At 51.5% G+C, this 16,654-nt stretch carries 11 protein-coding genes; 10 read left to right on the top strand and 1 reads right to left on the bottom strand.

Features of this window, described 5'->3' with window-relative positions; genetic code table 11:
• Nucleotides 1–235: 235 nt before the first annotated feature.
• Nucleotides 236–1,240 carry a LacI family DNA-binding transcriptional regulator gene (locus tag NSU14_RS27235; protein WP_340947903.1) on the bottom strand — a complete coding sequence of 335 codons (1,005 nt, stop codon included), beginning with the start codon at nucleotides 1,238–1,240 and terminating at the stop codon, nucleotides 236–238.
• A 492-nt stretch (nucleotides 1,241–1,732) separates the two neighbouring features.
• On the opposite strand from NSU14_RS27235, the gene NSU14_RS27230 reads away from it, so the two are divergent.
• The 10 genes from NSU14_RS27230 (at nucleotide 1,733) to NSU14_RS27185 (ending at nucleotide 16,631) form a co-directional block, all read left to right on the top strand.
• Nucleotides 1,733–3,094, top strand: coding sequence for an ABC transporter substrate-binding protein (locus NSU14_RS27230; RefSeq protein WP_336101346.1), 1,362 nt, complete (start codon nucleotides 1,733–1,735; stop codon nucleotides 3,092–3,094).
• A 137-nt stretch (nucleotides 3,095–3,231) separates the two neighbouring features.
• Nucleotides 3,232–6,114, top strand: coding sequence for an extracellular solute-binding protein (locus NSU14_RS27225; protein WP_340949003.1), 2,883 nt, complete (start codon nucleotides 3,232–3,234; stop codon nucleotides 6,112–6,114).
• A gap of 54 nt (nucleotides 6,115–6,168) precedes the next feature.
• Complete coding sequence (locus NSU14_RS27220) at nucleotides 6,169–7,041, top strand: carbohydrate ABC transporter permease (RefSeq protein ID WP_081970408.1); 873 nt, start codon at nucleotides 6,169–6,171, stop codon at nucleotides 7,039–7,041.
• 56 nt (nucleotides 7,042–7,097) lie between these two features.
• A complete protein-coding gene (locus NSU14_RS27215; RefSeq protein WP_256703999.1) occupies nucleotides 7,098–7,946 on the top strand; it encodes a carbohydrate ABC transporter permease in 849 nt (282 codons plus the stop codon).
• Nucleotides 7,947–7,959: 13 nt separating this feature from the next.
• Nucleotides 7,960–9,468, top strand: coding sequence for an NHL repeat-containing protein (locus tag NSU14_RS27210; protein ID WP_340947902.1), 1,509 nt, complete (start codon nucleotides 7,960–7,962; stop codon nucleotides 9,466–9,468).
• Nucleotides 9,449–10,069, top strand: a complete 621-nt coding sequence (locus NSU14_RS27205) for a YIP1 family protein (protein WP_042133771.1) — start codon at nucleotides 9,449–9,451, stop codon at nucleotides 10,067–10,069. The genes NSU14_RS27210 and NSU14_RS27205 overlap by 20 nt, the downstream gene beginning before the upstream one ends.
• A gap of 14 nt (nucleotides 10,070–10,083) precedes the next feature.
• Entirely contained in the window at nucleotides 10,084–12,663 is a 2,580-nt protein-coding gene (locus NSU14_RS27200) for a DUF5696 domain-containing protein (protein ID WP_340947900.1), read from the top strand.
• Nucleotides 12,660–13,559 (top strand): carbohydrate ABC transporter permease, encoded by a 900-nt coding sequence (locus NSU14_RS27195; protein ID WP_039306560.1) that lies wholly within the window; start codon nucleotides 12,660–12,662, stop codon nucleotides 13,557–13,559. The genes NSU14_RS27200 and NSU14_RS27195 overlap by 4 nt, the downstream gene beginning before the upstream one ends.
• Before the next feature lie 24 nt (nucleotides 13,560–13,583).
• A complete protein-coding gene (locus NSU14_RS27190) occupies nucleotides 13,584–14,594 on the top strand; it encodes a carbohydrate ABC transporter permease (protein WP_340947899.1) in 1,011 nt (336 codons plus the stop codon).
• Between the two features lie 102 nt (nucleotides 14,595–14,696).
• Nucleotides 14,697–16,631 (top strand): cellulase family glycosylhydrolase, encoded by a 1,935-nt coding sequence (locus NSU14_RS27185; protein ID WP_340947897.1) that lies wholly within the window; start codon nucleotides 14,697–14,699, stop codon nucleotides 16,629–16,631.
• Nucleotides 16,632–16,654 lie beyond the last annotated feature (23 nt).

Here is a 16,654-nt window from a genome sequence, read left to right as displayed (position 1 = left end):
TTGAGCTTAAAATGAGGATGATTAGGAGACTTAGCGGAATCTCAGTCCGATCCCCCCGTAATTTCCCCAGATCCCGCAGGATAGAGGAATTTCAGTCCGCTTCGCACATGGATGGGCCATGAGGACCCGCCGAAGTTCCAGTGGTAGAATGGCTAGCTCCATGCGCAGCCGCTAAGCTCCCTCTTGATTTACCCGTAGTAATTATGTTCGGCAACATACGCCCGGCTTACCTTCCTCAGTCCCTGACAATAAGATCTGCCTGAATCAGGATCTTCTCATAGCTTGTACCCGGATTCAGGATTCTCCACAGCATATGATCTACAGCTCTTGTACCGAGCAGCTGCTTGTTTACATTAACGGTTGCCAGGAACGGCAGGTTGGGGTGCGTATTATCGAAACCGGTAAACACCAGATTGTCAGGAACGGGCATACCCATAATCTCCATCGTCTCCAGGGCGAACAAAGCGTAGATATCATTAGCACATACAAAAACCTCGGGCAGACCGTGTTCGGTAACAGCCGCAGTGAAGGTTTCCCGGAAATTATCAATTTCCGGCCCGTTAAGGGAAGGGTTCTGCTTAAGTTCGATCTCGTTATCCTCAAGTGAGGCCCGGAAGACCAGGAACCGTTCATAGAAGCTCTGGGCATCACGGATGTTGCCGAGGAACTGGTAGTTGCGGTAGCCCTTTTTGATGACAAGGTTCATCAGTTCTCTCATGCAGGACAGATTATCGGTAAAGATAGAATCGCACGGAAAGCTGGGATCGTAGTGATCCACCATCATGACCGGAATGCCGAGACTCCTGATCTCTGCCAGAATCGGTGTGGAAATGGAGCCGACTGTAATGACCCCCATGATGGCCTCGGGATTGAGGAGCGAGAACATTGAATCATCTTTGGGCTCTGTCAGCGTTAGCACATTAATGCCCCGCTGATCCAGCCGGGTAGAGATGCCGTTGAACAGCGGGCCCCAATATAAGGAGTCCGGATTCTGGTAGCGGATGTTGGGAAATAAGATCAGAATGGTTCCCGACCATTTGCGGGCATCCAGATCGATAAGCTCACCCGGAGGCTGTACAGTGGTTGAGTCTTTAAAGTATCCAAGCTGCCCTGCGGCTTTGAAAATCATATCTCTGGTCTGTGTGCTTACACCGGGTTTGCCGGATAATGCCCGTGACACTGCAAATTTAGATAGCCCCGTAAAATCTGCTATGGATTGGATAGTTACTTTACGCCGCATGAAATCATCCTACTTTAGTCAGTTTATTTAGTCTCTTCAGAAGAACTACATTCCAATTTTACATGAAGAAGAGTAGACTAACACTTGTTTTTTTAGTTTTCTGAAAATGGTTTTGCCTATGAATCTATCTGTTATTATGATTATAGTTTTATATTATCTTTTTTGTTTTTATATAATGTTATTTTGTTATGATAAAGATAACACTGTTGTACGACTTCAACAAGAGATAAGCGGTTTTCCCACGTAAACAAGCCTTTATTATGTTAAAATAAGGATTTTTAATAAAATATTATTGACCATCTTCCTGCCTGGTGGTAATATTTGTTATGCTAAGAAAAACAAATAAACAATAACAAATAGGGGCGGTGTGAAAAACAAACAAAGGTAAATGGGCTTTTGTTATTTTTTTAACCATCATTGTAAGCGCTTTATAAGAGATGTGGCAGCACTGAAGTATTCATCATTTATCAATTATCATGGGAGGTTTGACGGATGAGAAAGATAAAGGGGTATTCAGTTTTATTATTGTGTTTTGTTTTTTTACTTACAGCCTGCAGCGGCGGCAACAATGCAGCCAATAATACCAAGGCTAATGCGACGGCTGAGCCTGCTGCTACAGAGGCAGTGGCAGAAGCAACAGCGGAACCGACGGCAGCACCTGTTGATATGGGCGGACGTGTAATTAAGGTAGCGGCCTGGTGGGATCTGAAGCCTGCGGGCAATTCCGCATCCGAGAAGGAACGTCTGGCCAAGATTACTGAAGTGGAGCAAAAGTACAACTGCAAGTTCGAATTTGTAAATGTTCCCTTCGAAGAATTCATGCCCAAATTCACGGCAACCGCGCTTACGGGTGAACCTTTTGCTGATATCGTAATTATGGAGTACAACTCGGCCTGGCCTGCGATCCTCAAGGGACAGCTGATGAAAGTAAGCGAATATACAACAGCGGCTTCCAATATCAACAACGAGGCTAATCTGCTGGTGAAGGCGCCTAAAATTGCTAATGAGGACTATGCCTTCGCTGAACCTGGCGTTGGGGGAGCCGGTATTCACTACAACCGTGATTTGTTCAAGAAGCTGGGGCTTCCTGACCTGCAGGAGCTGTATGCCAGCGGACAGTGGAACTGGGATAAGTTCGTTGAAGTTGCCAAGCAGGCCACCAAGGATACGGACAATGACGGCAAAATCGATACTTACGGCTTCTCGGGCTGGGCAATCGATATGCTGCGCAACTTCTCCGCTGCCAACGGCGGCAAGCTGGTGGATGAAGCAACAAGCACTCAGGGTCTGACTGATCCGAAGGTTATTGAGGCGGCTGAATTCATTAACCGTCTGTACAACGTAGAGAACGTAGTCAAAGTCAAAGGCGCAGACAAAGTCGGCTATGACGAGTTCAATACCTTCAAGGATGGCGATGTAGCGATGTTCCCGGCTCCGATCTGGAACCTGGGCGATCTGACCTTCGATTTCGGTGTGGTTCCTTTCCCGAACGGACCTTCCGGATCGCCTGAAGTTACCTATGCCGATAACGGCAAGAATGCATTCTTCGTTCCCAAAGGTGTGAAAGATCCGCAGGCTGTCTATCAGGCTTTTGAAGATACCTATGATATTACACAAACCGGTGATTTCCCTAGCCAGGAATGGCTGGAAAGTATCTACGCACATGAAGAAGATGTCGCTATGATGCATGAACATATCAATAACACAGGCCAGATCCTGCTTGAAACCGCTTACCCGGAATATCCGACCTCCGGTTACATGAAGGATATTATTGTAGACAATCAATCGGTTACTGCAACTGCCGAGAAGTATAAGCCGGAAGCAGAAGCTTCCATTGCTAAGCTAGGCAAGTAATAGGAGGGTTCCGGATCGTCATAACAACGGGGGGTGTCTTGGTGACTCCCCCTATTGTATGGATATAAGATTTCCGCTTGTAAGGAGGACTTCTGGTGACAGATAAAAAGCGTCAATCCAAAATAGCCAAGAATATAATGCTTGCTGCTATAGCATTGCTGATCATGCTTCCGGCAGGCTTGAATGTACAGGCTGAGACAACTACGCAGGCTGTGGCCGCAAATGAGCAGGCTCCCGGCGAACCCATAGAGATTGCCGCGAATCAAGAGAATAAATACGTTGCCTATCTGGCTGAACATAAGGACGTTCCCAGACCTGATCAGGAAATTCTTCTGGAGGCGGCTGACTATAGCCGTGTAGAAGGAGGCGGCTTCGAGAAGTGGTCCGATTACGAAGGTATGGCCGGTGAAGCGCTGTTAACCGGTGAAACGGGCAAGGCCGAGTGGACTGTCCAAGTTAAGGAAGCCGGCTTCTATAACCTGTCGATGCTGTACTATCCCGTCGAAGGGAAAAGTTCGGCTATTGAGCGCGCCTTCTATATTGACGGGCAGCTCCCTTTCAAGGAGGCGGCGTTCCTGCAGTTTGACCGGATTTGGGATAATCAGTCGGATCAGCTGATCCAGGACAACCAGGGCAATGATTTGCGGCCAAGGCAGGTGGAGCGGCCGGTCTGGAGCGAGAAGGCGTTTCAGGACTCTGACGGTTATGAGAATGAGCCGTTTTTATTTTATTTCAGCGCCGGCACACATACCCTAACGCTGGAATCTACAAGAGAACCTGTACTGATTAAGCAGCTGAAGCTGTTCAGGCAAAGTGCGCCGTTGCCGTACGAAGAAGCGAAGAAAGCGTGGGACTCCGAAGGCATTCAGGCCGTAAGCGGCCAGCTCCTGACCGTTCAGGCAGAAGACGCAACGGCGAAATCCTCCCCGACGTTGTACCCGCTGAATGAGCGTTCGAGCCCGGCAGTGACTCCGTACAGTTCTTCTGTAATCAAAATTAACACGATTGGCGGGCTGAACTGGCGGATACCGGGTCAGTGGATCGAATGGGAAGTGGATGTGCCTGAGACCGGATTCTATAAGCTGGCCTTCAAGACGCAGCAGAATTATGTGCGGGGAATCTATTCAACCCGGAAGCTGACCATTGATGGTACCGTCCCGTTTGCGGAAATGGCCAAGGTTCCTTTCCGGTATAAAAGCTCTTATCGGCTGGACATTATGGGCGGCAATGAGCCCTATCTATACAAGCTCGAACAAGGGAAACATGTCGTAAGGCTTGAGGTTAGCCTTGGCGAGTTTGCCCCGCTCATCCGTGAGGTAGAGAACAGCCTGTACAATCTCAACTCCATGTACCGCAAGATTCTGATGATTACCGGAACGAAGCCGGATGAGTACCGGGATTACCAGCTGGACCGGAAGATTCCGGGCCTCCTGGAGGTATTCGCTGCGGAGCGCGACCGCCTGAAGGGGATTGCGAAGGAACTGGTCCGTTTATCCGGACAATCCAGTGATCAGGAAGCGCTGCTCAAGACGATGGCCGAGCAGCTGGACGAGATGATTGAGGACCCGGATACGGTCCCCAAAAGACTTACCGCCTACAAGACGAATACCGGCGGACTCGGCACCTGGGTCCAGACGGCAAGAGAGCAGCCGCTTGAAGTGGATGCGCTCTACATAGCTTCACCTGATCAGAAGCTCTCGAAGAAAGGGATGGGCTTCGGCGCGAAGCTGAAGCATGAGACGGCGTCCTTCTTCACGTCCTTCTTCACCGACTACAACCAGATCGGCAATGTGTCGGATGAGGATGACCAGAAGTCGGTAACCGTATGGATCGGCAGCGGACGGGATCAGGCGAATACGATGAAGGCGATGATCGATGAGACGTTCACCGCAGCCACCGGGATTAATGTCAATCTGAAGCTGGTCAACATGACCACGCTGCTTCCGGCGACCCTGGCCGGACAAGGGCCGGATGTGGCAATGCAGATCGGCAATGATCTGCCGGTTAACTTTGCAATGCGCAATGCGGCGGCAGATCTGACGCAGTTTGCGGATTTCGGGGAAGTGAGCACACGTTTCCGCGAGAGTGCGGTGCTGCCTTACCGGTATGACAGCGGTGTCTATGCCCTGCCTGAGACCCAGACTTTCAATATGCTCTTCTACCGCAAGGACATTCTGCAGGAGCTGGAGCTTGAGGTTCCGCAGACCTGGGATGAGGTATCCACACTGCTCGCGGTGCTCAGCAAGAATCATATGCAGTTTGGCCTGCCCGTAGTGGTCCAATCGGCAGTGCAGGGACAGAACATCCCGCCGAACTCGATGTTTGCCGCACTGCTGTTCCAGAATGGCGGGCAATTCTACCGCGATGGCGGCAAAGCGTCAGATCTGGATTCGCGTACCGGAATCGAGACCTTCAAGCAATGGAGCGAATTCTATACCGATTACAAGCTGGAACGCGAATATGACTTTGCCAACCGTTTCCGTACAGGTGAAATGCCGATCGGCATCGCGGATTATACCTTATACAACCAGCTGTCTGTCTTTGCTCCGGAGATCAGGGGCATGTGGGGCTTCGTGCCGATCCCCGGAACCGTCAAGGAAGACGGTACGCTGGACCGCACAGTCTCCAGTGGCGGCAGTGCAGTCGTAATGCTGGATAAAGCGAAGGACAAGGATGCGTCCTGGGAATTCATGAAGTGGTGGACGAGTGAACAGACCCAGACGGTGTTCGGGCGTGAGATGGAAGGCTTGATGGGCGCTGCCGCACGTTATCCGACAGCGAATATCAAAGCGCTGGACAGCTTGCCTTGGCCGATCGCCGATTACGAGAATCTGAAAGCCCAGTTCGAATGGGCGGAAGGGGTTCCTGAGGTTCCGGGCGGATATTTCACAGGCCGGCATTTGTTCAATGCTTTTTACAAAACAGTGGTCGGCGGTGTGGAAGCCAGGGAATCCATCATGGACTATGTCCAGTATATTCAGGACGAAATCACCACCAAACGCAAAGAGTTTGGTCTATAGCGGTAAGGGGGAGAGTCAAGCGTGCAAACTTGGTGGAGCCTGAAATGGCAGCAGATGAGAGCGAATAAGCATTCGTACATTCTGATGGCGCCGTATATGCTGTTGTTCGCCGTATTTACGGTGCTGCCGGTATTGGTCTCGGTTGTGCTTAGCTTCACATATTTCAATATGCTGGAATTTCCGAAGTTCATTGGGTGGCAGAACTACACTCGTCTTTTTTTGGAGGATGATGTATTCCTGATTGCCCTGAAGAACACGCTGCTGTTCGCAGTAATTACAGGTCCGATAAGCTATATCGCCTGTTTCGTATTTGCCTGGATCATTAATGAGCTGTCTCCGAAGCTGAGAGCGGTAATGACGCTGGTGTTCTACGCACCGTCCATCTCGGGGAACGTGTACTTCATCTGGCTGATGATCTTCTCCGGAGACCGGTACGGGATCATGAACGGGTTGCTGCTGAAGTTCGGCTTCATTCTGGAACCGATCCAGTGGCTGAAGACAGAAGGCTATATTATGCCGATCATTATCCTGGTCCAGTTATGGCTCAGTCTGGGAACGGGCTTCCTGACCTTCATTGCCGGACTGCAGACCGTGGATGGAACCTTATACGAAGCGGGAGCCGTGGACGGAATCAAGAACCGCTGGCAGGAGCTCTGGTATATCACCTTGCCTTCCATGCGCCCGCAGCTGATGTTCGGTGCTGTCATCCAGATTACGACCGCGTTCGCCGTAGCTGATGTTTCGATTGCCCTGGCCGGGTTCCCGAGCGTGAACTATGCAGCGGAGACCATCGTGACGCACCTGATCGACTTTGGCACCACAAGGTTCGAGATGGGCTATGCTTCAGCGATTGCTACTGTATTGTTCTTCATCATGGTAGGCACCAACCTGGTGGTGCAGAAGCTTCTTAGAAAGGTGGGTGAATAGAAGACATGAATACCCCCTTTCAAATAGGTTCCAAACGGTTAAACCGGCCTTTACGGATGCCCAAGAAGCGGGTGAACCGCTCTGCCTGGGGCACCTTCTCTTTATTTGCCCTGCTTACTGTATTCGGGGCGTTTATGATTTTGCCGCTGGTGTATGCGATTAATAATGCGTTCAAGCCGCTGGACGAAATCTTCATCTTCCCGCCGACCCTGTTTGTCCGGCACCCGACGATGAACAACTTTATCGATCTGTTCAACCTGCTGGGGAATTCATGGGTGCCGTTTTCCCGGTATATTTTCAACACGGTGTTCATTACCGGTGCTGGGATTATCGGGCATGTCCTGCTGGCTTCGGCGGCAGCGTACCCTCTGGCCAAACATCATTTTCCCGGCAAAAAAGCACTGTTCAGCATCGTTGTCCTCTCGCTGATGTTCACACCGGCGGTGACGGCTATGCCAAACTATATGATCATGTCCTGGCTGGGCCTCATCGATACGTACTGGGCAGTTATCATACCGGCCTTTGCCTATTCACTGGGGCTCTATCTGATGAAGCAATTCATGGAGCAGATTCCCGATGTGCTGCTGGAAGCGGCCAAAATTGACGGGGCGAGTGAATACCGCATTTTCTGGTCGATCGTGATGCCTAACGTCAAGCCGGCCTGGCTGACGCTCATCATTCTGTTATTCCAGATTCTCTGGGGCAGTGACGGCAACGGGTTCATCTACAGTGAACAGCTGAAATCACTGCACTTTGCAGCGGGCCAGGTGGTTGCAGGGGGGATTGCCCGTTCCGGTCCGGCGGCAGCGGTGGCCCTCATTCTGATGAGCGTGCCGATCACGCTGTTTGTGTTCTCGCAGAGCCGGATTATAGAGACCATGGCAACTTCGGGAATGAAGGATTAAGGGGGGAACGCAGTTGATCGCAAAAAAATGGCTGCTGTCACTTATGGCGGCATCCCTGCTGATTGTGTATGCAGCTCCCGCGCCGGCGTATGCAGAATCTGCGCCTTATGAGAGCTACAACTATAACTATTGGGAAGAAGCGGTGCCCGCTCCTGCGGCGTATATCCCTGACCGGACCCTGTCCGGCAAGGATCTGGGGGTAGGTGATTTCCGGGAACCCGGCGACATGGCCGTGGCGGCAAGCGGACTGATCTATATAGCCGACAGCGGGAACGGGCGGATTATTTGCCTGGACCCGGACTGGAAGGTCGTTAAGGTCATTACCGGATTCGATAATCTGGGCACGGAGGATACATTCAAGAATCCATCCGGATTGTACATTACGGAAGACGGCAATTTGTATGTTGCCGATACGGATAACGGGCGTGTGGTGATCCTGTCCCCGGAAGGGGAGCTGCTCGGCATGGTGGAGAAGCCGGCGTCTGATATTTTGCCGGCAGACTTCAAGTTTATTCCCGTGAAAGTGACTGTGGATCAGGCTAAACGTGTCTATGTCATCGCTAAAGGGATCTTCGAAGGGATCATGCAGTTTGATAAGAACGGTGAATTTATCGGCTACGTCGGCACGAACAAAGTGCAGCGTGATTATGCCGAATATTTGTGGCGGCTGGTCTCGACCAAAGCGCAGAAAGCCCAGATGGCGCTGTTTGTGCCTACAGAATTCTCCAATGTTGATGTGGATGCCAAAGGTTTCCTCTATGCGACGAATATTGATCCGGGCTCGCAGGAGCCGATCAAACGGCTGAATCCCTCCGGGGAGGATGTACTGAAGCGGTTCGGATATTTCGACATTAAAGGCGATATCCGGTACCGGAGGGCGGATGGACCGTCCAAGTTCACAGATATTAAAGTGCTGGGGAACGGGATGTACAGTGCGCTTGATGCCAATCAGGGCAAGGTGTTCACGTATAACGATGAAGGTGATCTTCTCTATGTCTACGGAGGCAAAGGCAACCAGACCGGGACCTTCAAAATACCGGTAGCGGTAGAGTTCTCCCAAGGGAACCAGCTCGTACTGGACCGGGGGAAAGGCAACATTGTCGTGTTCAGGCCGACCCAGTTCGGCACAAGCGTCAATGAAGCGGTGGGGTATCACTACAATGGTGAAGATACGCTCGCTGTGCCGGTATGGAGGGAAGTCCTGAAGCTGAACTCCAACTACGATATCGCGTATATCGGCATTGGCAAGTCCTTGCTGATGGACAAAAACAACAAAGAGGCGCTTAAATATTTCAAGCTCGGAATGGACCGTGACGGGTATTCAGTAGCCTTCAAACGGTACCGGAGAGAAGTCATGCAGGAGCATTTCGGAACCTTCCTGACAGCGGTAATGATCCTGGTGCTGGCTTGGCTGTCTTATAAGCTCTTCAGCTTCTGGAGAAGGAAGCGGCGGTTAACCGCGTCCAGGCAGGCTTCGCCAAACCTTAAGGAGGGGAACGCCCATGAGGCAGGATTTCATTAAATTCCCGCTGCACCTCATTGTGCATCCGTTTGACAGCTTTTGGGATATGAAGTACGAAGGCAAAGGGAAGGTCCGGGTCGCGTTGACGATTCTGCTGCTGGTCGTGATTTCGATGATCCTGAAGGATCAGTTTGCGGGTTTCCTGGTGAATTATAACGACCCCCGGCATCTGAACAGCATCACGCAATTGTTCACGATTATCTTTCCCTTCTTCCTGTGGTGCCTCTCCAACTGGGCGATCACCACACTCATGGACGGGGAAGGCAAATTCAAAGAAATTATGATGGCTACAGCCTATGCGCTAGTTCCGATTGTAATCATTTATGTGCCGATGATCCTGGCCAGCCGGTTTATGGCGGAGGAAGAAACAGCCTTCTATTATCTGATGATGACGATATCCTCCATATGGTTCGTCGCGTTATTATTCGTCGGCATTATGACCGTTCATCAATATACCGTGCTCAAAACCATAGTCACGATGCTGCTCACGGTTATTGTCATGGGAATTGTCGTGTTTCTGGGGACGCTCGTATTAAGCATGCTTCAGCAGATTATAGAATTCTTCGTTAACATTTACCGGGAATTAATTTTCCGTACGTAAAGGAGGCCGCACCTGTGAAAAATCGTAAAATGCTGGTCGCGGTGCTCGCCTGTGCCGCAGTCATGCTTATTCTTGCCGGTTCTGCCGTATTCTTCTCCTCACGCGGAGTGAAGGCGGTGGAAGCCTCGGCCTATATGGAAGTAACAGATGAGCTGGAGGCCGGAACCGGGTTCACCGCACTGCCGGATTCGTCCGGGGGTATACCGGGCATGCAGCTTGCAGCAGATGAATCTGAGCTGTCCTTATACTTCAATCCTGAGACAACGGAAATTGCCGTGAAGGATAAAAGCCATGGTCAGATCTGGTACAGCAATCCGGCGGGCCGCGGGCAGGATACCCTGGCTTCGGGATTCGAGAAGGAGCTGCTGTCCTCGCAGCTGAACGTACTGTTCCGCGACTCTATAGGGACGCTTGAATCCTATACGAACTTCGCCCAGAGTATCAGCAGCAAACAATTCACTGCTGAGAGCATTAAGAACGGGCTGCGGATTGTATATACGATTGGAGATACATCGATCGGGATTGATGCGCTGCCTAAGTTCATCAGCAAGACAAGAATGGAAGAGAAGGTCCAGGCTAATCTGGATGCGTCCAGCGCCAAGTATGTAGGGCAGCGTTATTATCCGAAAGAAGGTGACCCGGAAGTTCTGGAACGCATTGATGCCCAGGTCTCGAAGCCGCTGGTGCTGAGCAAAATGACTGCGGCCTTCAACAAATCCGGTTATTCTGCGGAAGATCTGGCCTTCGATAATAAGGAGAACGGAGTGGAGGGCGGCTCCGGAGCAAGCAAGCCGAACTTCATCATTCCGCTGGAATACCGGCTGGATGCAGGGTCGCTGGTAGTAACTATTCCTGTGAACCAGGTCAAGGAGAGCGGTGAATATCAGATTCGCAGCCTGGAGCTGCTGAATATGTTCGGAGCTGCGGATCAGCAGAGCGACGGCTACATGTTCGTTCCGGACGGCTCCGGCAGCCTGATCTATCTGAATAACGGAAAAGTGAAGGAAGAGCAGTATGTACAGCGTGTATACGGCCCGGACCCGAATGATAACAGCTATAGACGCGGGCAGGTCAGCGAGAGTGCCAGAATGCCGGTCTTTGGCCTGAAAACAGAGGATGCCGCATGGTTTGCCGTGATCGAGAAAGGCGATGCCATAGCCAGCATTGCCGCAGATATCAGCGGCAAGAAGAACTCCTACAACTTCATCCACAGCAGCTACACCCTGCGGGGGGAGGATGAGCTTGAGCTGTATACGGGTTCTACCATTCAGGAAATCCAGCTGTTAAATGATGAGATTTACAAAGGCGATATTGAGGTCCGCTACAGCTTCCTCGGTAAAGATAAAGCCAATTATTCAGGAATGGCTGAGCTGTACCGGAATAAGCTGGCGGCGGAGCAGGTGCTGCAGCCCCTGGAAGCCGGGCAGGATATTCCCTTGTATCTCGATATGCTGGGGGCGGTTGACAAGCAGAAGTCGTTCCTCGGCGTCCCTTACCGGTCCGAGATTGCCATGACCACCTTCGGACAGGCGGCGCAGATTGCAGAGCAATTGAAGCAGGATGGTGTTGACCGGCTGCTTATGCGCTATGTCGGCTGGTCTGCCAAAGGTGTGAATCACGCTACACCGGATAAGCTGAAGACGGAAAGTGTTCTCGGCAGCAAAGCGGAGCTTCTTGAATTATCAGAGCAGCTGGAACAGGCAGGAGGTATGTTATTCCCGGATGTGGCCTTCCAGAAGATTTATCACGATGATGGCGGCTTCACGCCTTCCTCCGATGCCTCGCGGTTCGTGACCCGGGAAGAAGCGGAGCTCTATCCGTACAACCGGGCCTTGAACCGGATGGATATGACGCTAGGAAGCTACTATCTGTTGTCCCCGGCCAAGCTGCCCTATTATGTAGACACATTCATGAGCAAGTATAAAGCTTATGGGTTCAACGGCGTATCCCTGCGGGATCTCGGCAGTGTGCTCAGCTCGGATTTCCGGGTCAGCCGGGTCATTCAGCGGGAGACGGCCAAACAAATTGTAGAAGAGCAGCTGGGCAAGCTGGATCAGAGCATCGGCCAGACGATGGTCGCCGGAGGCAATGCGTATGCATGGCCTTACTCGGATCATCTGATCAATGTACCGACCGCCTCCAGCGGCTTCGTGCTGACGGATGAAGAAATCCCGTTCTATGAAATGGTTGTCCATGGTTACATCAGCTATACGGGGACGCCGGTGAATCTGAACGATGAGCAGGATCTCAAGGTGCAGCTGCTCCGCTCTATTGAGCTTGGGGCTGCGCCGCATTTCTCCTGGTCGTATGAGCCGTCCTCCCAGCTGAAATACACTCATTTTGACGACATGTATGCCACAAGTTATCAGGATTGGTACGGTCAGGCGGTTTCGCTGTACAAGGAAGTCAGTAAAGTGCTCTCTCCGGTACAGAACGCGCAGATTGTGAATCACATACGCCATCAGGAGGGTGTTGTGGAGGTGCAGTACAGCAACGGGATTTCAATCTATGTAAATTACACAGACATGCCAGTCTCCGTACATGGCTTCACCGTCGGAGCCGGACAATATGGGATAGAAGGTGGGCAGTCATGAGGGGGAGCAAGCTCAGCTTAAATCACAAGCGCTCTTGGCTGGGAATCGCCTTTATTACGCCGTGGCTGCTTGGATTCGTATTCATGTTCGCGGCTCCGCTCATTCAGTCCATCAAATTCAGCTTCAGCAAATTAAATGTCGATCCGACCGGGTTCACACTGGACTGGGTGGGCTGGTCTAATTTCAACAATGCGTTGTTTGTAGATGCCACCTTCAACCGCGTACTCACCGAATCCGTCAGGGATATGGTGCTTAACGTTCCGATGATCCTGTTCTTCAGCCTGTTCTCGGCAACGCTGCTGAATCAGAAATTCCGGGGGAGAGTTCTGGCCCGTGCGATATTCTTCCTGCCGGTTATTCTGGCTTCGAATGCGATATCGGCGGCAGAAGCTTCCGGACTGATCAATCTGGTGGGGGATGCCACGGCTGTGAATGAACTCGGTCAATCCGGCTCACAGTACAATGTCATGTCTATGGTGATGATTCTGAGTGATATCGGTCTGCCGCTCTCGTTCGTAGATTACATTGTGGATGCTATCCTGCGGATCTACGAGATTATTACAAGCTCGGGTGTACAGATTCTAATCTTCCTGGCCGCGCTGCAGTCTGTGCCGGGGGCGATGTACGAGGTAGCGAAGATTGAAGGGGCGACCGCTTATGAATCCTTTTGGAAAATCACCTTCCCGCTGGTAAGCCCGCTTATCCTGACCAATGTGATCTACACCATTATTGATTCCTTCACGGGCAGCAAAGTAACGCAAATGATCTTCACCACCGCGTTCACCACCCAGAACTTTGGTCTCAGTGCGGCCATGTCGTGGATCTATACGCTGATTATTAGCATCGTCCTGATTATTGTAGGATACGTACTGTCCAAAAGAGTGCATTACAATTGATGAATCGTAAAGGAGGATATGGCTATGCAAGCTCCTCAATCTGTTCAGCCTGCTCATAGGGAGGCGAATCACCATAGAGTCCATAAGCTAAAAGGCAAAGCAGTGGATCTTCTATACGCACTGTTCCGCTATGCGCTGGTCATCGGGATCTCCTTCATCATTATTTACCCGCTGCTTATGAAGTTCTCGATCGCCTTCAAGGATAAAGCGGATATCTACAATCCGACGATTTATATGATTCCGGTCCACTACACTATGGATAACATCAGAATGGCGATGCAGATTCTGGACTACATCCCGCTGCTGGGGAATACGCTGCTCTTCGTCGTAGTGACTACGGTGCTGACCACGGCTTCCTGCGCTTTGGCCGGTTACGGCTTCGCCCGGTTCAGCTTTCCGGGAAGCAACATCCTGTTCGCGCTAGTCATTCTGACCCTGCTTGTCCCTACCAGCACGCTGATGGTGCCGATGTACCTGCATTTCAGAAGCTTTGACATTATGGGGATTATTCATTTGATTACTGGGAAAAGCGGCATAAATCTGCTCAATACGTATTGGCCTTCGATGATTACATCAGCGACAGCCATCGGACTTAAGGCGGGGTTGTTCATTTATATTTTCCGCCAGTTCTTCAAGGGGATGCCGAAGGAGATTGAGGAAGCGGCGCTGATTGACGGTGCAGGGGGAGTGAAGACATTCCTGCGGATCATGCTGCCCAATGCGGTCTCGCCGATGATTACGGTGATCCTGTTCTGCTTCGTCTGGCAGTATAACGATACCTTCTTCACCTCGCTGTTCATGAGTGAAATTGCACTTATGCCTACGAAGGTCAGCTCGCTGGCCGCGCAGGCCAATGCCCTGCTGCCGGGACTGCTGGGGGTAGGCGGGGGATCGGGTGTCAAGGCAGACCCCAATCATGTAGCGATGATTATCGATACCGGCATCCTGCTGGCGATTCTTCCGCTGATTACCTTGTATATGGTGGTGCAGCGTTACTTCGTAGAGAGTGTGGAACGCAGCGGAATTATCGGCTGATCCAGACGAAGGATGAGCTGCCAGTCTTGAGGGAACAGGACGAATTAAGCAGCAGTTGAATGAGCTCGTATATTTTAGAAGTGATTAGGAAGGGAGCCTGAGATGAAGCTGAAACGCTCATTCTTCATTACCTGTATACTGCTGCTGGCTGTCATGGTGACGGCAGTTCCTGCGCAGGCGGAATCCCAAGAGAAGAAGAGTGCCCTGCAGGCTTATGTAGAATCGCTCGGACCGGGCTGGAACCTGGGGAATACCTTCGAGGCCTCCGGGGACGAAACTTCATGGGGGAACCCGGCCGTGACCGAGGCCTTCATCGGGCAGCTGGCGGCGGAGGGCTATAAGAGCATCCGTATCCCGGTTACCTGGAAGCACAGGATGGGCGATGCTCCTGATTATGCAATCCGGCAGGACTTCATGGCCCGGATTCAGGAGGTGGTTGACTGGTCGCTGGCTGCGAACCTTCATGTGATTATTAATCTTCATCATGACAGTAACTGGGTGATGAACATGGCAGCGGAGCATGATGAGGTGCTGGCCAGATTCAATGCCGCCTGGACACAGATTGCCGGGCATTTCAAGAATTATCCGGACAGCCTGATGTTCGAGAGTCTGAATGAGCCGCGTTTCTCCGACGACTGGAGTAAGGACAGTCCGGAATATTTTACTATGCTGGATGAACTGAATGTGTCCTTTCATACTATTGTCCGGCATTCCGGAGGGAACAACAAGCAGCGGCCGCTGGTACTTTCTACGCTCACTGCTGCCCCTACCCAGGCCAGACTGGATGCATTAGCCGCAACCATCAAGAAATTAAATGATGATAGACTGATAGCAACGTTCCATTACTATGGTTATTATGCGTTCAGTGTGAACCTTGGGGGCTCGACCACGTTCGATACCACGGCCAGGGAGGATCTGATTCAGGCGTTCGACCGGGCTTATGAGACCTTCACGGCCAAGGGCATTCCCGTAATCGTCGGGGAATTCGGCCTGCTCGGGTTCGATAAATCGCTGAGTACGGTCCAGCATGGTGAGATTCTGAAGTTTTTTGAATATGTTACCTACTATGCCTATGAGAAAAAAATGCCGCTGATGTTATGGGACAACGGGCAGCATTTCGACCGGCGCACGTTCATGTGGGTAGACGAGGAGCTTCATCAGGTGATGAAGCAGGGCTGGAAAGGCCGTTCCTCCAATGCGGAGACGGATTCGGTCTATATTCTAAAGGATGCGGAAATCAAGGATACCGCCATTCCCCTGAATTTGAACGGCAACACGTTCACGGCGCTGCTTAATCAGGAACAGGCGTTAGTCAAGGGAACGGATTATGAGCTTGATGGAGATAACCTTATCCTCAATGCCGGGCTGCTGCAGAAACTTGTTACGCAGAAGTACGGTATTAATGCAGTGCTAACTGCCAGATTCAGCGCGGGTGCTGACTGGAGAATGGACATTATTTATTACGACACGCCCAGCTTCATCAGTGCGCAGGCTCCGGAGGGGATATATACGATCCCGGCCTGGTTCAACGGGGACAGCCTGGCAACACTGGAGGCTGTCTATACATCTGGCGGCAATGCCGGACCTAATGACTGGACGCCCTTCAAGGAGTACTACAAAGCCTTCTATCCGGACTATATTACCGGAGAAATCAAATTCACGGATGAATTCTGGAAAGAAGTCAAGGATGGGGAAGTGCAGCTGAGGATGCATTTCCGCAGCGGTGCAGTCATCCCGTATACGCTCACCAAGACCGGCAGTCAAATCGTTGGTGTCTCTGTAGAGGATGCAGAAAAGGCGGCAACGCTGGCAGGGGAAGAAGCGGATAGTCAAGCTGTAGAAGTACTGGCGGAATCCGCTGAACCGGCACCAACAGATACTGCAGCAGCAACTTCAGTGGAGAATTCTGCTGAAGCTGTCCAGCCAGAGGAAGCCAGCCAAGGCGGCAGCAAAACCTTGATGATCCTGCTCGCTGTATCGGCGCTGATCGTTGTATCGGCAGCGGCCATGTACTGGCGGAGAGCGGGTAGAAGATAGGCTTAGCGGATAACGAAACAGCA

Source organism: Paenibacillus sp. FSL R10-2771, assembly GCF_038000205.1.
Taxonomy (GTDB): Bacteria; Bacillota; Bacilli; order Paenibacillales; family Paenibacillaceae; genus Paenibacillus_AQ; species Paenibacillus_AQ phytohabitans.
Note: the sequence above shows the minus strand (reverse complement) of the source record. Positions and strands in the feature narration are given on the sequence as shown.